21 protein-coding genes are annotated in these 19,421 nt (G+C 43.9%); 8 read left to right on the top strand and 13 right to left on the bottom strand.

Features of this window, described 5'->3' with window-relative positions; genetic code table 11:
• Nucleotides 1-296 precede the first annotated feature (296 nt).
• The gene (locus QZ918_RS17900; RefSeq protein ID WP_293337254.1) at nt 297-431 is read right to left on the bottom strand and encodes a hypothetical protein; all 135 of its coding nucleotides are present in this window, start codon (nt 429-431) and stop codon (nt 297-299) included.
• A 172-nt stretch (nt 432-603) separates the two neighbouring features.
• Nucleotides 604-840 (bottom strand): 2Fe-2S iron-sulfur cluster-binding protein, encoded by a 237-nt coding sequence (locus tag QZ918_RS17895; protein WP_293148863.1) that lies wholly within the window; start codon nt 838-840, stop codon nt 604-606.
• Between the two features lie 156 nt (nt 841-996).
• Between QZ918_RS17895 and QZ918_RS17890 the strand changes: the two genes are divergently transcribed.
• Nucleotides 997-1,137, top strand: a complete 141-nt coding sequence (locus QZ918_RS17890; RefSeq protein WP_293337252.1) for a hypothetical protein — start codon at nt 997-999, stop codon at nt 1,135-1,137.
• Here the strand turns inward: QZ918_RS17890 and cobQ are convergent.
• The 3 genes from cobQ to QZ918_RS17875 form a co-directional block, all read right to left on the bottom strand.
• Nucleotides 1,134-2,600 (bottom strand): cobyric acid synthase CobQ, encoded by a 1,467-nt coding sequence (gene cobQ / locus QZ918_RS17885; protein WP_293148861.1) that lies wholly within the window; start codon nt 2,598-2,600, stop codon nt 1,134-1,136. The two genes, QZ918_RS17890 and cobQ, sit on opposite strands and share 4 nt — an antisense overlap.
• Nucleotides 2,601-2,609: 9 nt before the next feature.
• Entirely contained in the window at nt 2,610-2,732 is a 123-nt protein-coding gene (locus QZ918_RS17880; RefSeq protein ID WP_293337250.1) for a hypothetical protein, read from the bottom strand.
• A gap of 237 nt (nt 2,733-2,969) precedes the next feature.
• Nucleotides 2,970-4,541, bottom strand: coding sequence for a Ycf66 family protein (locus QZ918_RS17875; RefSeq protein ID WP_293337248.1), 1,572 nt, complete (start codon nt 4,539-4,541; stop codon nt 2,970-2,972).
• 500 nt (nt 4,542-5,041) lie between these two features.
• Here QZ918_RS17875 and QZ918_RS17870 point away from each other — a divergent pair, with 500 nt between their 5' ends.
• Together QZ918_RS17870 and QZ918_RS17865 are read left to right on the top strand one after the other, a co-directional pair.
• Nucleotides 5,042-5,224, top strand: coding sequence for a QAALIT motif small membrane protein (locus QZ918_RS17870; protein WP_293337246.1), 183 nt, complete (start codon nt 5,042-5,044; stop codon nt 5,222-5,224).
• 490 nt (nt 5,225-5,714) lie between these two features.
• The gene (locus tag QZ918_RS17865; RefSeq protein ID WP_293148855.1) at nt 5,715-6,152 is read left to right on the top strand and encodes a DUF6918 family protein; all 438 of its coding nucleotides are present in this window, start codon (nt 5,715-5,717) and stop codon (nt 6,150-6,152) included.
• Between the two features lie 38 nt (nt 6,153-6,190).
• Here the strand turns inward: QZ918_RS17865 and QZ918_RS17860 are convergent, their stop codons facing one another.
• The 4 genes from QZ918_RS17860 to QZ918_RS17845 form a co-directional block, all read right to left on the bottom strand.
• Nucleotides 6,191-6,328 carry a hypothetical protein gene (locus QZ918_RS17860; RefSeq protein WP_293337244.1) on the bottom strand — a complete coding sequence of 46 codons (138 nt, stop codon included), beginning with the start codon at nt 6,326-6,328 and terminating at the stop codon, nt 6,191-6,193.
• Between the two features lie 211 nt (nt 6,329-6,539).
• Entirely contained in the window at nt 6,540-8,120 is a 1,581-nt protein-coding gene (locus tag QZ918_RS17855) for a nickel/cobalt transporter (protein WP_293337242.1), read from the bottom strand.
• On the bottom strand, nt 8,071-9,471 hold the full coding sequence (locus QZ918_RS17850; RefSeq protein WP_293337240.1) for a tetratricopeptide repeat protein: 1,401 nt from the start codon (nt 9,469-9,471) through the stop codon (nt 8,071-8,073). The genes QZ918_RS17855 and QZ918_RS17850 overlap by 50 nt, the downstream gene beginning before the upstream one ends.
• A gap of 450 nt (nt 9,472-9,921) precedes the next feature.
• On the bottom strand, nt 9,922-11,136 hold the full coding sequence (locus QZ918_RS17845; protein WP_293337238.1) for a DUF4331 domain-containing protein: 1,215 nt from the start codon (nt 11,134-11,136) through the stop codon (nt 9,922-9,924).
• A 384-nt stretch (nt 11,137-11,520) separates the two neighbouring features.
• Between QZ918_RS17845 and QZ918_RS17840 the strand changes: the two genes are divergently transcribed.
• From QZ918_RS17840 to QZ918_RS17830, 3 genes are all read left to right on the top strand, one after another.
• Nucleotides 11,521-12,087: a sigma-70 family RNA polymerase sigma factor gene (locus tag QZ918_RS17840; protein ID WP_293148847.1), complete on the top strand. Its 567-nt coding sequence runs from the start codon at nt 11,521-11,523 to the stop codon at nt 12,085-12,087.
• 170 nt (nt 12,088-12,257) lie between these two features.
• Nucleotides 12,258-12,815, top strand: a complete 558-nt coding sequence (locus QZ918_RS17835; protein ID WP_293337236.1) for a cupin domain-containing protein — start codon at nt 12,258-12,260, stop codon at nt 12,813-12,815.
• Between the two features lie 142 nt (nt 12,816-12,957).
• Nucleotides 12,958-13,425 (top strand): hypothetical protein, encoded by a 468-nt coding sequence (locus QZ918_RS17830; RefSeq protein ID WP_293337234.1) that lies wholly within the window; start codon nt 12,958-12,960, stop codon nt 13,423-13,425.
• A 167-nt stretch (nt 13,426-13,592) separates the two neighbouring features.
• Here QZ918_RS17830 and QZ918_RS17825 read toward each other — a convergent pair whose 3' ends face one another.
• The 4 genes from QZ918_RS17825 to QZ918_RS17810 form a co-directional block, all read right to left on the bottom strand.
• The gene (locus QZ918_RS17825) at nt 13,593-13,754 is read right to left on the bottom strand and encodes an NfeD family protein (protein ID WP_293337274.1); all 162 of its coding nucleotides are present in this window, start codon (nt 13,752-13,754) and stop codon (nt 13,593-13,595) included.
• 67 nt (nt 13,755-13,821) lie between these two features.
• On the bottom strand, nt 13,822-14,124 hold the full coding sequence (locus tag QZ918_RS17820; protein WP_293337232.1) for a hypothetical protein: 303 nt from the start codon (nt 14,122-14,124) through the stop codon (nt 13,822-13,824).
• Between the two features lie 16 nt (nt 14,125-14,140).
• The gene (locus QZ918_RS17815) at nt 14,141-14,572 is read right to left on the bottom strand and encodes a retropepsin-like aspartic protease (protein ID WP_293337230.1); all 432 of its coding nucleotides are present in this window, start codon (nt 14,570-14,572) and stop codon (nt 14,141-14,143) included.
• Nucleotides 14,573-14,608: 36 nt separating this feature from the next.
• On the bottom strand, nt 14,609-14,923 hold the full coding sequence (locus tag QZ918_RS17810) for a hypothetical protein (protein ID WP_293337228.1): 315 nt from the start codon (nt 14,921-14,923) through the stop codon (nt 14,609-14,611).
• Between the two features lie 819 nt (nt 14,924-15,742).
• Here QZ918_RS17810 and QZ918_RS17805 point away from each other — a divergent pair.
• Nucleotides 15,743-18,310 carry a hypothetical protein gene (locus tag QZ918_RS17805; RefSeq protein ID WP_293337226.1) on the top strand — a complete coding sequence of 856 codons (2,568 nt, stop codon included), beginning with the start codon at nt 15,743-15,745 and terminating at the stop codon, nt 18,308-18,310.
• Complete coding sequence (locus QZ918_RS17800) at nt 18,307-19,104, top strand: CBS domain-containing protein (RefSeq protein WP_293337224.1); 798 nt, start codon at nt 18,307-18,309, stop codon at nt 19,102-19,104. Before QZ918_RS17805 ends, QZ918_RS17800 begins: the two co-directional genes overlap by 4 nt.
• The last annotated feature ends 317 nt before the right edge of the window (nt 19,105-19,421 follow it).

Raw genomic sequence — 19,421 nt, 5'->3', positions numbered from 1 at the left:
ATTAGTTTGTAGTGAGGACTTTAGTCCTCAGAAATGCGGACTTAAGTCCGCACTACGAACCGATAAGATTAGTTTGTAGTGAGGACTTTAGTCCTCAGAAATGCGGACTTAAGTCCGCACTACGAACCGATAAGATTAGTTTGTAGTGAGGACTTTAGTCCTCAGAAATGCGGACTTAAGTCCGCACTACGAACGAATCTGTGGGTGACGATTGAAATATTTAAAACTGCGATCGCATTTCTGCACAGTAACACACCCTACTTGACAATTACAAGGCAGTCAGAAACAACGGCGTATCAGTCGCACACCTCGATCGCAATACCGCCATATCTCCCTTCCTCGGCCCAACACTTGACCCCTTCAATATAGCAAAGCTGGCTGGGATACTCTTCTTGAGTATCCACTACGACAGCCTCAACACCTCCATCCATGGAGTTGTTAAAAAATTGTACCTTGCGCCCTTGACTGTCACAGGCTTTGCTACGGCAAGTCGAACATACTAGACGGGGATGTCGATCCCAATATGGCGATAGGATGGAACAGATGGGACAGGGCTTAAATTGTCGATCGCTCATACAAAGATGCCATTAAAAAATATATCGATTACCAAGTCGGATCGACATACACATTAATTGTAACTTGCTTTTTCCCCGAAGGTATGCCGGAAATACAAGCACAAATCGCCTCCCCGTCATCAATTTCTACTTCACAAGCATGACAAGAACCCATCATACAACCAGTAGGAATAGAAACCCCTGCACGTTTGGCTACATCTAGCAAAAGCTCTCCCGCTTCTGCTTCGACTGTCACATTATCTGGCAAAAAAACAATCTTTATCATTTAATTTTCCCTTTTGATATAACACCATTTTTACCAAGTTTAGCTCCCCAAAAAATTGAGTTTTATTCACACGAACTATCAAGAACAGGTGCGTCGCTCTGAGATTTTTGGTACTTAGTTAGGTTTTTTTCATCGCGACGCACCCTACGACTTTTTATGGGAATTATCAAGCTTTTTCATGGATACGCACCCTACGACTTTCTGGTTAAAAAAAATGTCATTCAATTTATAACCTCCGCTCTAACAAACAACTGTCAACTGTCAACTGTCAACTGTCAACTGTCAACTGTCAACTAACCTAAAATATGCTTGATATCCAAATGCTTTTCCACTGTATCTGCTAGAGTTTCTAATAGAGTTTCTCTATGTTCTCGGTAATTCGGAATACCTGTGGGCAATGCACGGAGTCCCCGCTGTTGGCGCAAGTGATTTAACCAAGCCCGCCGCCAAGCTCCATTGTCAAATATGCCGTGCAGGTACGTCCCCCAAACTGATTGAGAAGTGTTGACAATTCCTAAAGTTGGATCGTCAAATAACGGTTGAGTCAAATCTGACTCTATCATCTGGGTTCTTCCTTGATGAATTTCGTAACCGGAAACTGGTAAACCCGGTTGAGGATAGTTAGATGTTACGATCCGCTGGCGGGCAATTTTGTTTGGTGCGATCGCAGTTTTCAAAGGCAATAACCCCAATCCTTTGAACTCTCCCTTTTCTCCCTCAAGGCCTTCTCTATCAGTAATACTTTCTCCCAGCATCTGAAAGCCACCACACACTCCCATCACTGTACCGCCAGCTACTAAGTAATTTTTAATCGCTTCTGCCATGCCTGTTTGGCGCAGCACCTGCAAATCTGAAATTGTAGTTTTAGATCCTGGTAAAATCACGGCGTCTGGATGGCCTAACGGGTCTTTGGGGCTGATATATTTGACAGTGACAGTGGTTTCCGATTCCAGGGGGTCAAAGTCGGTAAAATTGGAAATTCGGGGCAGCCGGATGACAGAAATATTCAAGTCGGTTTGAGAATTGGGAGAACGCCGATCGAGTAAATCGAGGGAATCTTCCGAGGGAAACACTTCATCTATCCAAGGAATCACCCCAACTACGGGGATTCCCGTCCTTTCTTCCAGCCAAGTCAAGCCCGGATCTAAAATCGATTTTTGGCCTCGGAACTTATTAATAATGAATCCTTTAATTAAAGCGCGTTCGTCAGGATCGAGCAATTCCAAAGTACCGATAATGTGAGCAAAAGCGCCACCGCGATCGATATCAACTACTAGCAAAGTCCGAGCATTCAGATGTTTTGCTACCCGCATATTAGTTAAATCGCGGTGTTTGAGATTGATTTCTGCTGGACTTCCTGCTCCTTCGCACACAATCATGTCAAATTCTTGACCGAGAAATTCTAAAGATTCCCGAATCACTTGCCAGCCGAGATCGAAATACTGCTCGTAATATTGAGATGCTCGCACATTTGCGATCGCCCTGCCCTTGACAATCAATTGAGAAGTCATATCTCCTTGCGGCTTGAGCAAAATCGGATTCATTTCTACCCAAGGTGCGATGCCCGCAGCCCAAGCTTGCACTGCTTGAGCATAGCCAATCTCTCCGCCGGCGGCTGTGACATAGGAATTCAGTGCCATATTCTGACCTTTAAACGGAGTTACCCGCCAGCCTCGCCGAGAAAAGATTCGACACAATGCTGCAACCAGTAAAGATTTTCCTGCGTGAGATGTTGTTCCCACGACCATAATTGCTTTCATAATATTAATTTAGAATGTAAAAACAGTTGACGGTTGACGGTTGACAGTTGGTAGGGGCGGTTGACGGTTGACGGTTGATGGTTGACGGTTGATAGTTGATAGTTGACGGTTGACCGAAGCAAACAGGAACAACGAAAAATTTAAAAGGAATAAGGAACAAGGAAAAATTTAAAATCTAGGATTTATAGCTTACAAAATTTGACCAAATAAATGGTTTTTTTATTGGCTCTAGGGGTGACAACGAATTGGTTTTGAGGGAAAACCACATTTGTCGCCACCCGCACCTAAGTCCTAAAAGGAAGAAGGAAGACAGAAGAAGGTAGAAGACAGAATTAAAACAATTCTGGTTTCTACCTTTTGCTTTTTGTCTCAAGATGACGGCCTATCTTCGCCGGATACATTCTCAGACTTCGATTCAGTGGCTGGTTTGGCCTGTTCAACTAAATCCGGTTGCGCTCCGTCAGACGAGGGTTTTTCTTCTGTGGATTCGATCGAGATTGTTGATACTGAAACCGTTTCTACCTGAACGCTCAACCCTGGTTCTCCGGGTACTTCTATCTCTACAGGCGGTGATGAAACGATTTCCACCACAGTCATTTCTAGAGATACAGCAGGGGCTTCTGCTTCCGTTACGCCTGCTGCTGCTTTGGGTTCACCAACCGCATCCGCAGGTGTTTCTTGAGCCAACGGATCTGTTTGGCTTTGTGCCGGCGATCCGTCGTCTAAAATCGAACTTTCCCCTATTTTGGCAGAATTCGCCGCAGTTTCTGTTGCTATCAACTCGGCCATTGCTTCCACATCGGTGGGAAACGCCACTGCTTCGCTGGTTTCGGATGCCACTTCGGCAGCAGCTTCGGCTAATTCTGATTCGAGAATCTGGTCGATATCCGGTGCAGGAATTGTCGTTACCTTAGATTCAGGAGATTCAGGTGCGATCGACTCAGGTGCCACTTTCGGCTTTGTCACCGGAGTATTTGCATCAGGCTTGTTTTTAGCCGCACCCCGTCCCAACATACCGCCGAGACTATTTTTGAGATTCCCGAACAGACTTCCGAAACCGCCTGATTTTTTAGCTGTTTTGGCAGGAGTTGGGTTTGCCGTTGGGGCTGCGGTTGCGGTTGCTGTCGCCGTTGGGGCCGCCGTTGTAGCATCAGACTGGGACTCTTTAGCCCTCGATCTCCACATCTGGTCAAAATCATCATCATCGTCATCATCATCAGCCTGCTTTTTGGCTTCTGGCTGAGCCTCTGCTGGCTCTACCGTTGGTGCAGCCGCAATTTCTGAAAATTCTAGAGGTGAAGGCAAAGGAGTGAAGTTGCTGGCTAATTCTGCTGGGGCTGGTGAAGTCTCAGCAGGAGCATTGTCAACCGAAAACACCGGTATTTCTGTAATTGCGGGTGCTTTTGAGTCGGGAGTTTTTAAGTCAGGGCCGATCGCACTTTCGGGAATGCTTTCGGGAATGCTTTCGGGAATAATCTCAGCGATTTGCCCAGTCGCCGGTTGTGCTTCTACCTTTGCCTGGCCCTGATTCGCAGGTGCTGGAACAGCATCAGCTTTTGGTTTGGGCGATCGAACAAACTTCGGTTTTTTGGCTGCGGGTTCAGGTTTCTTACCAAACAAACCGGATAAAGGCCCGCCCATCGCCCCAGCCAAATTCCCCGCCTGAGGAATCGGCGTTTGCTGGGCCACCGGCGCCACCTGGCGGCGCAAAGTCAGAGTTTCCCAGGCAAACCAGCCCAGCAGAGCCACACCCGCCATTTGACCAAGCAGGAGAGCACCAGTAATTCGCCCCGCACAAGTCCATAAAATTAACGCATAAAAAAGTCCTACCCCGCTCCAGGTAAAATCACTTTTCCGGTGAACCTCTGGAAAAAAGAAGGCCGCCATGTAAATACTAAAGCTGCCCAGACCGACCGCCAACGCCAGAATGTATGCAAGCATCTTGTCGGTACCTCCGCTGTGTCAAATAACTTCTACGCGCTAATTCTACCTTTGCGAGACACTCAACGGCTTCTTTCTGAAGGACAATTCCCGATTTGGAACGAATTTCGGCAAAGAATTTTGTACCGGATGTAACGGATTGACAGGATTTAAGGGTGGAATTCTGAGGAGCATCTCAATTTTTGCAAAAATATATTTTTTCTTTGAGTCCCTTCCTCGCTCGCGATATACACTTCGCTCTTCGGGGACAGCACTATAAAATGCAAAACACAGAGGCTCCCGAAGTCAGAGAAAAGAAACAAAAACCAATAACGAAGAAATCGCAGGCAATATTTCGCCTCTCCCCCTCTCTCCCTCTCTCCCCCTCTCCCCCTCTCCTCGATCGTGATATCTATCACTAAACTAGCGTTGGCGCGATCGCACCTGCGGTAGACGATGTTTTGTATGTTGTAGGTGTAACAGAAGTTATGCCCTAGGGCATATGTATGGGAGACAATGCCATGTGTGAAAAACTGTTTTTAGCAGCGAGCTTAACCTTATTAGTTCACATCTTTGCTGGAGTCGGCACTTCCGCGAAATTACCAGTAAATTTCGTATTGCGATCGAGCGATCGTCCGACACAAATCCAGAAACTTCCCTTGGTTAAAGTACCTGCGAGCTTCAAGTCAAACGTCAAATCCTAACGATCCGTGCCAAATAGTACGTGCAAGTGGGATTTATCGCAAGGCAGAGCCTGTCTAAAGTTTTTTTTTCAAGCTGTTCTCTTTTCTATTTGACTCTTCACAACTGATCGCTTTGTAGTAAGAACTTCAGTCCTCATTAAGACCTGCCAACAATAACGGAAGTGCTTGCTACAAACCCTAAATGAATAATGAGTAGCAGCTCCGATATTAATTGCCATAAAATACTCAACAAATCTCAACATCAAGTTGTGCAGTAAAAACCTTCAAACCCCAAAAAAATCTGTAATCCCGAGTAAAGCATCAAAATAGATCTACGATCGCGCTTGGGTTAATTTTTTTTGCGATCGCACAACCAGAAAGCAATTGCACTATCTGTGTTGTACAGAGTTTTGCTTCCGGGACTATCCGATCTGAAGCGTATTGATATATAATCGCCAGATGAAGCTCAAAGCTGATAACCACATAGACTGTTAAATCAAGGAAAGTGAAAATGGGACTTAGCGATATTCTTTTGAATGAAAACAAGAGAGACACTATTGTTGATGACTGTGTAAAGTTGATAGACAAACAAGTTGCAGCGGCACCGGGATTGGGCGGCCTTGCTCTGAAAGCTGCCTACTCTACCGTTAAGGGGATACGGGCTGACTATTGCGCCCAAGTCGTCGATCAACTTTTGCCCGAAATCTCGATCGCACTCGATCCAATGTGGACTGAAGCCGTAAACAATGGCAACCCAGTCGCATATCTAACTGAAAGAAAAGCTCAAGTAGCAGATCAATTGCTCCAAATCAGTGACAAAAAAGCCGAAAACAGCACCAGAGCAGTTGTCAAAGGCGCCTATGGCAAACTCCGCCCCTCCGCTAAGACTTACGTCGAAAACGGCATACCAGATTTAGCCGCAATTATAAATAAACATACCGCGAGCTGATGTTCAATAGGTGGGGATTTCCCGCCAATTGAATAAATCTACTCGTTACCAGCAATTCCTGGTAAAACAGCCGTAGGGTGCGTCGAAGAAAGAAAAATCCCTAAAAAAATATCGACAATCTCATAGCGACGCACTCCTACAAAAACACTCAAACAAAAAAACTTATTTTGTAGCATTACTTTGAAAAACTGGTACAGCGGTTCTCAGAAATATGAGGTACGTTGTTGGGCTTGGGCCCTCTTAGTTGATAGTTTAGTGGTTATATAAGCTGTCAGTCATACCTCATGTTTTGAGAAAAACTGGTATTACTTTATCAGATGCCTCAGTACAAAGATTTTTGATTCACAAAATCATCAAAGCTGACGCACCATAGCATCTTAAATTGTCTTATCCATTGCCAATTACCCACTGATTCGCAGCCAATATTTTTAAAATAGCCTCTCCGGTAATGCCCAGCCCCAAAAACATTACCACCACCGCGCTAATTGCAGGCATAAATTTGACTGCTGCAATCTGTTTCGGCAGTCTATCAAAATTCCGTTTGGCATAAACTAAGATTAAGCCGATCGCACTCAGCACCACAGCCAATCCCAAACTAAAGGCTACCACGAGCGTCATCCCCAGACCAACATTGCCCAAAGCCGACGCGCTCAACAGCATCACCAATGCGGAAGGACAAGGCAACAATCCCCCGGAAATGCCCAACACTAACAAGCTTTTCCAAGTAATCGGAGAACCGTCAGATCCTGGTGGCAAATGTGAATGAAGGCGGCCGTCTCCATGATGGTGGTAGTGCTGAGATATAGGTGGTTTGACAGGTTTAAATTCTCTTTCCCAAGTTCCCCTACTCAAAAGATTTACTGGTTCCTCAAGGTTCGTAGTAAGGACTTTAGTCCTTGGGTTTTTGCGGACTAAAGTCCTCACTACGAACCTGGTTTTGCGGACTAAAGTCCTCACTACGAACCTGGTTTTGCGGACTAAAGTCCTCACTACGAACCTGGTTTTGATTCTTTCTAAAAGTAGTTTGATGCCGATGATTGCTACTAATAAGCCTGAGATTAAACTCAGCCAAGGATCTAATTTTTCTGGATCAATTACGTTAGAAGCCAAAAGCGTAATTGCGCCGACAGCAAACACGCCCGCAGTGTGAGTAATTGTAGTTGTTGCTGCTAGAAATACAGCGTGTGCTGGAGTAGCCCGCGAACCCACTAAATAAGCGCCGACTATTGTTTTCCCATGTCCGGGGGACATCGCGTGCACGCATCCCCAAGCAAATGCTCCGAATACTGCTAGCACTAAACTCCAACCTGACTCCCAGATTGATTCTTTTCCAGCTAACAAAACTTCTCGGTTTTGTGGCGTAAATACAATGCTTTTGATAGCACCAGCTTCGACAATTGTAGCTTGACAGCTAGCTGTCGGAACTCCGGGCAAAAATAAATTGTATTTAATCCGCATTTTGTTGTTTTTTGAAGTTACGCTAGATTCTGGCCAGGTGTAGTTTAAGATTAAGGTGCTATGGGTATTGGGCTGCTGGATCGAGCTGGCACTCTTAGCTATTTCTAGGGGTTTTACTGTAACTAATCCTGGATTTTTGCTGTTGGTGATGCTAATTTCTTGACTAAAAAACTTTTCTAGTTCTGTTTTGTGATTCCTGACTTCTGCTAGTTGTAACTGTCCGTCTCGATTGTCGTCGGCGAATTTTGTTAAGCCGGTGGGAAAGGTTAATGTTATTTCGGTTTGCAAGTCGTTGACGATGATTTCGGCGACTGATAAGTCTGACCAGTGGGAGTAAGCTGGTTGGGTTGAGTTTGTACAAAATAGTAAAAGCGCGAGCGAAAAAAGAATTACATATTTTCGCATTTTTTGCCAGTTTTTGTGCATGGTTGGTTTCGATTTGATGTGTTTGTGGTTAATTTTAAAATTCATAACTTCCCAAACCCAATGCTTGACGAGATCGACTATCAAAACTCGGATCTATTTCCTTGGCTTTCTGAAAATAAGCGCGAGATTCCGCATCTTTTCCTAATGTTCGAGCGATCGCACCAGCCCGATAAAACATCCCGGAATCGCGAATTCCCGATCGCACAATGTCGGCCATCACTCGATCGGCTTTTTGCCATTCGCCAGCACTAGAAAGCGCCCAGGCGTAGATATCCAGAGTCACCGCATCCCTGCGAATTTTCACCTCTTCCTGCATTAACAGCAGCGCTTCGGCGACATCCTGCGATCGACCTTTTTCTAGCAGCAAACTCGCCAAATCCCTGCGGTGCCCGAAACCGCCAGAAACCTGTTCCTGTCGCAGCCCAGCTTCTGCTTTGTCGCGCAGTTTCGCCGAGGATCTCGCATCTCCCTGTAACTGCTTCAGCCTCGCCATACCGCGATCCACCAGGCGATCGAACACCGTCGCAGCCCCGCCAGAATAGGCAGAAACCTTGCTGTAAATAGCCTCTGCTTCCCGATAATTTCCCTGGCGCACCTCCAAATCCGCCAAATAAATCAGCGCTAGCGGGTATCGCGGAACCAACCGCAACGTTTCCAAAAATAGCGCTTTCGCCTGCACAAACTGCCCCCGGCGGGCGTAAAATCGACCCAAGAGCGATCGAACTCGCGCCGATCCAGCAATCTCTCCCGGTTCCTCCGCAGCCATTGCTTGCCGGTAATCCTGCAAAACCTCCGCGTCTCGCCCCTGTGACTCTCTCACTAACGCCCTTAATGTGAGAGAACCCAAGTTAGGAATCCGATTAACTAAGGCTTCTGTGGCTATACTTGCCTCACCGATTTTTCCGGTGGCTAAGTGAGATGTGATGGAAAGGGCGATCGCATCTTCATTGTCAAAACCCACCTGTTTCGCCAAGCGCAAAGCCGTAGCAAAATCGTGTTTGGCCTCGGCAATTCGAGCTAAAACTAGCAGCGCCCCTTTATTGTCAAAAGGCAAAAGGGCGATCGATCTTTGGGCGGCTTGTTCGGCTAATAAAAACCAACCACCCTCCCCAGTTACGCGAGCCATTTTCAAATAAGCACTCGCCAAAGCAGCCCGATTCAAACCGCTTTTTGAATCAACAGCCAATCGCTGCTGGTAAAAAGCAATTTCCTGCTGAATAGCTTCCTTTTGATTCGGATTGTTCCTCAAAGTTTCCGAAAACTGATAGCGGTAATTAGCATCGAGATTTGCCGTACTTTTATTAGCAATTTTTCCTGAGATTTCACGCAGATTGGGCAGCAAATTAACTGCGACAATTCCCACTATCGGCAGTCCGATGAGAATCAACCACCAGAAAAGATCGGATTTAGGTTTTTGTGATTTATTCGCTGTCATTATATTGTAAGGTGCGTCATTATTGGATTTAGCACGAAAAACTACGATTTTATTTGATAAGGTCGGCTCATGCTTGAGCCAAGGTACGTTGTTGCGCTTCAGCGCTCTTTATAAATATTAGGAAAGAGCGAAGACAGCGCAACAACGTACCTATTGTTAGGTTATTTTTCTCGGGTGCATCTAATTGTGGCAAGGGCGAAGGAAGCATTTCGGCACATAATTTATGAACCATAATCTGAGATTTACCGCCGAAATGCTTCGCCCCTACGAATATATTTGCAAAAAAGAGATGCTCCCGTTTCCTCGGTGATTGTAGAAGGTGCGTCGCTCTGACATTGTTGCTTTTTTTTCAGTATTATCGATAGCGACGCACCCTACAAATAACTTCAGCGCTCTTGATAAATATTAGGAAAGAGCGCCCAAGCGCAACTACATACCTATGACTATTAACTAATTCGGCAAAGCCAAATAAGGAAAATTCGGTTCTAACGGTTTGTGTCCCTGAGCCGGATTTCCAGGAGCTCCGTTATAAGAAACGTTATCGCTAGCCGGAGAACCCACCAAAGCTCCCAAAGTGATATCAACAACATCGTCCAAAAGCAAACGACCTCCGATCAAACTTCCTTGAGCATTTGCCGCACTACCGTAGCCGCTGGGCCTTGTGGTATCGATCCGCAGGACATCCGGTAAGAAAGCTTTGGCGATCGCATTTGCATCCACATTATCCTTACCGTCCAAAAGATCCACAGCATTCAGAGTAGCAACAGCTTCCTGTCGCACCGGAGCAGCAGCAGCACTCAAATCCAATCTCGGAGAAATAGTATTAAACGCTTCCAGAAACTGGGGAGTAACTATCAACGCCTCATTAATTCCCGGTCTCGCCAAACGCTCGAATTGTTTGAAACCGCCAGCTCCATCCCTCACAGAAATAGTTGACCAAACATCAAAAGTATTCGCGCCTGTTCCTGCTTGCAGAAATGCCTTCGGAACGCGCACCGCAATGGTATTGACGTTGTAGCCTTTAGCAAAGTCGAGCGCTTGACTGGCTGGCTTGAAACCTACTTTAGGGCCCGTTCCCAAAGCCCCAGCCCGGACTCTAAAAAATTGTTCCACATCAAAGAAAAACGGATCTTCCCGCAAACCTGCAAATACAGTTAAGTTAGAACCGCCCACAGGTACTGTATTCAAAACAGCATTAGAATTCAGCGGAGTTGTGGCAATTAAACCGCCATTAACCGTTGTCTTAGTAGTGGTTTGGGATCCGCCGCGCACAACAGTGATCGCTACCGCTTGCATACCTTTATTGTTAGGCGGACTGAAGGCAAACCGCAAGATAATATCGGCGCGTCCAGTCGGTGTAGAATTTACATCACCTACCTGCGTGATGTGAAATTGGTAAAGGGCTGTGGTGCTGAAATAATATTGATAGCGGGCTACAGACCGAGGATTTGAATTCATTGTAAAGACTAAATCCCCGTCCGCAGCGCCGGAGTTTTGATCTTTTTCGCGATAGACGTATAAGTCGGTTAAATTGACAGCGCGACCTTTGATATCGACTTCGCCGTCATCGTGGTCGGAAGCGGCAATTATCCCAGGAGTTAATACAACAATTAAAGCTGCTTCAATCGCTAATATGATTCGGCGAATTTTCTTGGTGAGTTTCACAGTTAGCACCTATCTTTTACTGAGATTTTTACAAAAATTAATCGCAAATAACCCACCTTCGCGGGTTTTACTTTGGTCGCAACAGGTTCAACTTGTTAACCTGTCGGGCTTTTGGGAGGTTGCTGAGCCTTCTCGTAATTGGTATACGAAGTTTTGGCTATTTTGGATCTGTACAGCAAGATTAGGTATGAAAAACTATGCAGAAGTGATAAACTGCAATATAAATCGGATAGATTACAATTCAAAGCATCACAGAATTAGCCCGCAAAGGCATACTTATGCTTGCATCCCCAATTGACTTACAGTTATGTTCTATAGTGATATACGCCGAATATTTAATTTTGGATCTGTACGCTCAAAACAAAATTTTTCAGGTACACTGAGATGACAGGGGAAAAGTTAAGTGATGAATCGCTGCTGTTAGTGCAGATTGCCCAGAAAGACCAAGCAGCATTAGCTAAACTGTACGATCGCTACGGTCGTGCAAGTTTCGGTCTCGCTTACAAAATTCTGGGTTCGGTAGAAGAAGCTGAGGAAGTTGTGCTCGATGTTTTTTCCCAAATTTGGCAAAAAGCAGCAACTTACGATCCCAGTCGCTCTCGTGCGGATACTTGGTTATTTATGCTTACCCGCAGTCGTTCCCTCGATCGCCTCCGAGTGTTGCAGCGAACAGTCCGCGCGGCAGATGCTTGTCTGGAAGATGCTAAAATTCCGTCTGCGCGGATTGCAGAACCGATGGAAGATGCAATACTTGAAGAACGCAGCGCCCAAGTCAGCGCAGCCCTAGAAAAACTGCCACCAGAACAGCGAATAGCGATCGAACTAGCCTATTACGAAGGATTGACTTGTGCGGCAATCGGCACTAAACTCGGTATCCCGACAGGTACAGTTAAAACTAGAATTCGGTTGGGAATTTCTAAGTTGCGCCAAACTTTGAGCGAAGAGTTTTAGATTGTCAAAAAAACAAAATTTAAATTGTTTAATATCGATCTAAACCTATGGCATCTCCAATCTTCCATCTTTAGTGCAATGGCAAAAACAAATCTAAAATCTAAAATCTAAAGTCTAAAATTGATAAGGCCGGAGAACAGATGGAAATGATGCCAGACGAGGAGTTTAATATGCTTGCAGCGCTTCAAGCTCTCGATACCCTCGATGAGTCAGAACGCAGCGCACTTGCCGAGAAATTGCAAGCATCCCCAGAACTTCAAAGCGAATTAGCGGCCTTTGAAACAGCAATTTCTGCGATCGCCTATACAGCCCCTGCCGTTCCCGTCGCCCCCGACCTCAAAAACCGCCTGTTGCAGCGCATAGCGGAATTGCCAATTGTGGCGTCGCCCACAGAGAACAATCCGCCATCTTTAATTGTGCGATCGCGCGATGTCAAATGGAGACCTTACTCAGTTCCAGGAATCTCGATCGGCAAGCTTTACATTGACAAAAAAAAGCGCCAAATTACTTGTTTGATGAGGCTGGAACCGGGAGTAACTTTTCCCCTGCACCGACACGCGGACTCGGAGGAGGTATTTGTATTAGAAGGAGACTTAACTGTAGAAGGGGAAGTTTGCTATCAAGGCGATTATATTCGATCGGTTCCCGGTTCCACGCATTCACCAGTTACAGAAGGGGGATGTTTGCTGTTAATCAAATCTTCCATAAATAACGAAATGCTCGTTTGATATCGACAATTAGGTTCGTAGTAAGGACTTTAGTCCTGACTTTCAGAGGACTGAAGTCCTCACTACAAACATCAAGATAGGTTCGTAGTAAGGACTTTAGTCCTTAAGCGGTTAAAAATCCCAACTAGATAAGGTCAATGCTATGCTAAATTACTGGCGTTTAACTGCTGTGATGTCCGCCGTTATTATACAAATTGTACCCAAAAGTGCGATCGCCCAAGAACGCGAAGGATGCTTTCTAGTCAACTCAGCCGGAAAAGTGATTAGCTTAAATGAGTTGTGCGCGCCCCAAGACTCGGGAGTCAAGCTAACAGGAGACGACGGGAAATTTATCGAAGACTACAAACGGTTAGCCAAAAACTACTCTCCCGACGCAACCGGTGCTTTACTGCAAGGAATCCAAAGCAATCCCAGTCAAAAAATTGCGGCCGCGAAAAGCATATGCGCCCAAGCCAAAGCGGGAGTTTCTCTGCCGGAATTTAAATTAAGGGCGATCGGGCAAGCTGGTAGTATCGAAAATCCCACGGCTAAAGAGAGTTTTCTCGCCGATGCCGATATTATCACCACCCTTGCAGGCAATCATTACTGCCCGGAATTAGCCAGCAAGTAAAATCAAATCCGTTAGTATCGTCCTGTATTCATCTCTCTCTTCTCTTTCTCTGTGTTCTCTGCGTTCTCTGCGGTTAAATTATTCCGGTACAGCCGGAATTGATATCAACACAAAAGTAGGGGCAATTAAGGAATTGCCCCCTAGAGGAAATTAACAACATTTTACGATCATTCCAGTGGTTCGACTAACTGAGTAATATTGTCGATACCAACCACACGAACGGTTTGACCGGGAACAAGAATTACTTCTTGCTTGCACCGTGCGGGCCAAGAAGTGGCCTGAAAATGAATCCGACCAACAGAATGAGGTCGAATTTCTTCCTCTACAATTGCTTCTTTCTCGAAGTTGTCAGCTAGGTCAACAGCAAGAACTGGCTGTATCTGAACCAGAAACAGTTTATTTAGGAACTATTTTAAGTTTAGCTGTAAACTTTACACCAAATTCCATGCCCAGTTCAAGTTCTGCTTCCCATGTTAAATTATGCTTTTCACAAGCTTGTGAAAACTCTTCATAAACTTTATCAACAAGTTCGCTCAAGTTTTCTATTACTTGTTCGCTATCTAACATAAACGGGGCTAGAATAACTTCTTCCTCTACAGAATCTGTGGATTCTACTTGTTCACTTTTTCCAATAAAAACGACCTTTGGTTGCAAAGATACTAACTTGAGTTTTTTTTCCGGTTCAGAAGTTGCAGACATTGGGCAATCCTAAAACTTAAGAGTAGACAAAAGCACGTTTGATCTTCAGGTGCTTTTTTGGATAGTCAATCTTCAGGACAATCAACTGAAGTACGTCTGCTCCTAATATACCAGCAATTTGATACTTGCTAAACATACCCGGTAAACTACCTACTAAAATATTTAGATTGAGGAACTGTATTGCACCTATTTCTAGGTTAACTGTTGCCGTGGAGTATTCAGCTTTACCCGTTACACCACTTGCTTTTACAGACTCTGAATCTACTTCTAGACCCATAATTTTTTTTACCGCAGGGATGATTACAGTTTGCTGCGCTCCCGTATCTAGAAGTAAGTTAAATGTATGATTTCTTTCTTTAGCGTTTATGGTCACAGGTATTACCCATAACTTAAGTTTATCGAAAGTTGGATCTCCGATAAACTCTTTTTCTACTAAAATTACAGCCATCGCCGATTTGGGTAGTATTTTAACTCTGAGTTGACCTCACTCAGTATCGTTATCAATACTACCAGTGTAGAAGGTATATAAATCGCCTTTGAAATCTTTAATTTTGTCTACCATTAAATCGATGGAGTTTGCGTACAACAAAACCTTCCCATTAAGAGGAAAACCATATCCATCTCTTTTGGTAATTTCTACAGTTACCCATTGCTTAGGGTATTTTTCAGCAAGTTCTTCTATTCTTAGCTCTTGGGGTTTTTCAACAACTTTGGTTTGCCCACTAGCAATCCTTTTCAGCAGTTGCGATCCAAGATTGAAGGCTCTTGCCACTAAATCTGGTGATTTGAGTTGTAGCATGGCAGGTAAGTTAATTTAATAAGTTAATTTAATCTTAATGCCACCTTTGTTTTGGTTTAGACCAGATGTAGGTGGTTTTTTATATTCTCGTACCTCTCTATAGTAAATGTCAACACCTGTATTAAATCTTTACATGTCTATAATTTAGACAACAAAACTTGTCCTTGACTCAAAAACAGCCCCATAAACGGGATGCGACCGCCTGCGATATTTTGTATTGAAGCTTTTTCAGTAAAAGTTCACAGAAATTTAAGCTGTGTTTGGATCCGGGTCGAGGAGGGGATTCAGAAAGTGCGATCACTACACATAGTGTCTATTTTATAGACGAACGCTACTGGTAAAGCAGGAACAGTCCACTGATTCCTGCGTCCATCAAGGATCTAAAGGACAACAAACAGGACGAACGCTACTGGTGAAGCGGGAACAGTCCACTGATCCCTGCGTCCATTTAGGATCCAAAGGACAACAAACAGCCTGAAACTGTCAGCCACGTGTGTATAAATGAAGTACAATCAATTTTCGGGTAGCATCCATCAGACCTCAGAAACTTGGAATCAAGGCGAACAGGGGGGTTAGAGCCCCTACTCCACAGCATTTTGTTTGTGCTTCACTCACTTCAATAGTCTTGATAATATTCATCACACAACAGATTATAGGTAATAGATTTATTGCAAAATAATTTTATGCTATGATTGTAGGTTTGGCTTAAGTGGAGCAGATTGCAGATTATAGCTGATTTTCAGGACTTTTTGCTAAAAGCAGCATAGAAAATGCTAAATCTTTAATTAAAACATAAATTTTTTTTGGAAGAGGTCTAATATGACCGGCTCACATCCCAGCCTAGAAAAATATGAACAGGAAGAAAATCGCTATTGGCAACAATTGCGTCAAGAATTTAATCGATATAAAAGCGAGCTAGACGTTACAAATGTAGAACTAGCAGAAGGTCTTGGCATCAGCCGCCAGCCGCTAGTATCATTTATGAATAACTCCAGCCATAAATTGCCAATTCGCAGGTCTCACCTGATGCGTCTGTGGGATTTTCTGACTGCGCCAGAACAAATTGAGCATAAAAATATTTCAGATGAAGCCAAATCTAACCGCGAACAATTGCGGGAAACTGGGGCCAATAGCTTGCTCAAAGCTGCGGGTTTTTTACCGAGTTCCACAAATATGATTTTAGAAGTAGAACCCAGCAGGCACCAGCAATTACAGCGAATTGCTTCTCGACTTTCTAATTTGCCATTTACAGAATTCACTGACTTTATTAAAATCACCGAAGCTATTGAAGATGAAATCGTAGCCCGGTACGATCGTGTTTCAATTGCTGACGAACAACCAGTAATTGATGGTTACGGATCTTTAAAAAATATAGACACGATTGTCAAGCAGTGGTGGAACGATCGCATTCACCATAAAAAACCGAGTAAAAAAATGCTACAGGCTCTTCAAGAAGCCATAACTAAACTCATAGCCTTAGGCAAATCAGAATTTAATAAACTAGAACTTTTTGAGCTATTTTTGTGCATATTAGAGAACGAGCAGACAGCCGACAAAATGAATAAATTCTTAAGAAAAATTAGGGTAACAGAATGCCAATTTAAAACCCTGACATTTTCTTTGGAAGAAGACACGGACGATCCAGGTATCAAGCAATTGTTAAAAAATGCAGGAATCCAAGCAGAAAGATGTTTGAGAGATGATTTATATCCCGAAATTTCTGATACAGCCATCGAAGTATCTGTCACCTGCAATTTTGGTAAAACAAATCAAAATGTATGCTGGCAATATAGCTCGTCTGGGACGTATTATGACAATATGCTCGCTGCTGTTGCTAGGGGAATGGGATATAGATCGAGTCTTAAACTTGTAGATCTTGCTTCGCGGTCATTAGGTAGAAGAGAAGTTACAACTAGATTGGTCAAAGCCTCAGCTACATTGAAGGATGAAGGCACAAACGATCGAGGTGAAAAATGTTATCAGGGAGTATGGATCGATCTAGATACGATTACCAGCATTCTGCAATCACTTGTTTTGGCGGTTCGGAGTTGGCTGTCTGAAAATCTGGTCGATGATGAGCTTTGTAAAAGTTATTACGAAGTGTGCGAAGCAATAGCAAACATTGAAAATAATTTAACTTACTGTCAAAAGTTAACGAGCGGTTATGTCTTTCAGATTGATCGCCGTTTGAACGATCAGTCTGTGAGAAGTTACTTAAAGGCGGCGAGCGACCAAATTCAGGAAATTCAAAAAAAATCTTTGAAAGCTTATCCTATTTTTAAAGATTTTTATGAAAGCGATTTAGATCGCCAATGGTGTATGGCTAATTTAATTTTAGCCCGCTCAGCTCACATTCAAATCAACATGACGGAGGCAGCAGAATTTTTGTCAGAAGTTAGATATTCCTTGAATGGAAACAGGCAAATATCCGAATATAAACCTGTGGTCATCATGTACAGGCTTGAAGAAATGTTGCACAGATTTTTGTCAGGAGATAGCCATTTTATACATGGAAAACAATGGCAATTTCCGCCATCTAGCTATAATATAAATGATTGCTTGGATGAACTAAAAAATCACATCAAAGAAGGAAATTTAAAGTACGGCAGTTATCCAGGACGTTTTGATTTTGATGTATATTTGTGTGCATCAGAAATTTTTACCTTATCGGCGAGATTAGATTTCTGCTCGGAATTAGAAAGTGTCGAAAAGCTAGGCAGGGCTGCTGAAAATTTTTTGATGGCAGCATACTGTTCCTCAAAAATTGGTTTGAGACTTAAAGCAGCTCACTTGCTCGCAAATGCAAGTCGCGTGTACTGTAGGTTAGGAGATGGCGATCGATCGCAAAATCTAGCAGATCTGACAGAAAACATCATTAAAGCTGAAATTAAGCCTACGGATGTGTTTAGCTATCAGGAAGCAATTCTCGCAGAAGTGAACATAGCCAGAGGTGAAAAACTTTTGCTCATTGATGGCTTATTTAAAAAAGCATTGACGATGTTTTTGATGTCACTAAAAGGTTCAATTTATTTAGGATTTACCAGACTAATTGCTCAAAATTTCTACAATATTGGTAGAGCGTGCAAACAACTCGAAACCTCGGATCTCAAATTTGCAATGCTGTTGAAAAAATCTTTTGACAAACAAGATCTAGAATTATTTGACGAGAAAAAAGGCTGGCAAAAGACTGAAGTTGCTACCGCAGCGATTCACTTTTTAAGTAACCTAGAGGCTAGTGCTGATTGGGAAACAATTGCTAAGCTATTCAAAGAGGAGGCTAAAAGTATATGGCATCAATGGTTTGCAGAAGCTAATCCCGGACAAGAAGGAAATCACCCGATCGAAGATGCGATCGACAATTATAAGTTTTTGTGCAGATTAAAATGAAACATTTAAAATCAAGTTCCGCCGATTTGCGGGATTTATTCAAAGACAGCATCACCGTTAAATATCTTGCGGAACCGCTAAAATCTGTGCCGGCGGGCGAAGATGCTGCTAAATTGCGATCGTGGATGGAAACGCGCGATTTTGACGTGCTCGGGATCGAGGAAAACGGGACGGTTTGCGGCTATATAGAACGATCGCACTTAATGACAGGTAAGTGTAGCGATTACCAGCAAATTTTCCACCCGTCGCAACTAATCGCCGCCTCAACTCCGTTGATGGAATTGCTACCGCTGTTGCGAGAAAAACCGAGATTGTTTGTCTTGGAAAGCAACCGCATCAACGGGATTGTCACCTGCGGCGATTTGCAAAAAGCGCCGGTGCGGATGCTGCTGTTTGGGTTGGTGACGCTGCTGGAAATGAACTTATTGCGGATTGTGCGGATCTACTTTCCCCAAGATTCGTGGCAAAAGTTGCTGAAGGGCGATCGTATTGTAGCAGCAAAACACCTGTGGGAATTGGGGCGATCGCGAAATGAGGCAATTGACTTAATCGATTACCTGCAATTCTGCGACAAGCGAGATTTAATCCTGACGAATGCCGAAATAGTCGATCGACTGGGGCTCAAATCCAAACGTTACGGGGAGCGTTTTTTGAAGTCAGCAGAAGCATTGAGAAACAAATTAGCACACGCCCAAGACTTAATCAACGGTTCTTCGTGGCCGGAAGTAATTCTTCTCGCCCAGGAAATAGAAGCGCTGTTGCAGCGATGCGAAGAAATTGAAATTTCTCTATGAAATAGCGAAAAGATCCCAAAAACATCCAAAGGTACGTAGTTGCGCTTCAGCGCTCTTTAGACTTATGAAATAGCGCAAAGAACACAACAACATCTAAAGGTAAGTAGTTGCGCTTCAGCGCTCTTAATATTTATAAAATAGCGAAAAAATCGCAACAATATTCTAAAGGTACGTAGTTGCGCTTCAGCGCTCTTTAGACTTATGAAATAGCACAAAAAGCACAACAACATCTAAAGGTACGTAGTTGCGATCTTTGCACTCTTGTCTAGATGAATGAGCGCTGAAGCGCAACAACATACCTAATACCTAAAAATTAG

Source organism: Microcoleus sp. CAWBG58 (assembly GCF_020883045.1).
Taxonomy (GTDB): Bacteria; Cyanobacteriota; Cyanobacteriia; order Cyanobacteriales; family Microcoleaceae; genus Microcoleus.
Note: the sequence above shows the minus strand (reverse complement) of the source record. Positions and strands in the feature narration are given on the sequence as shown.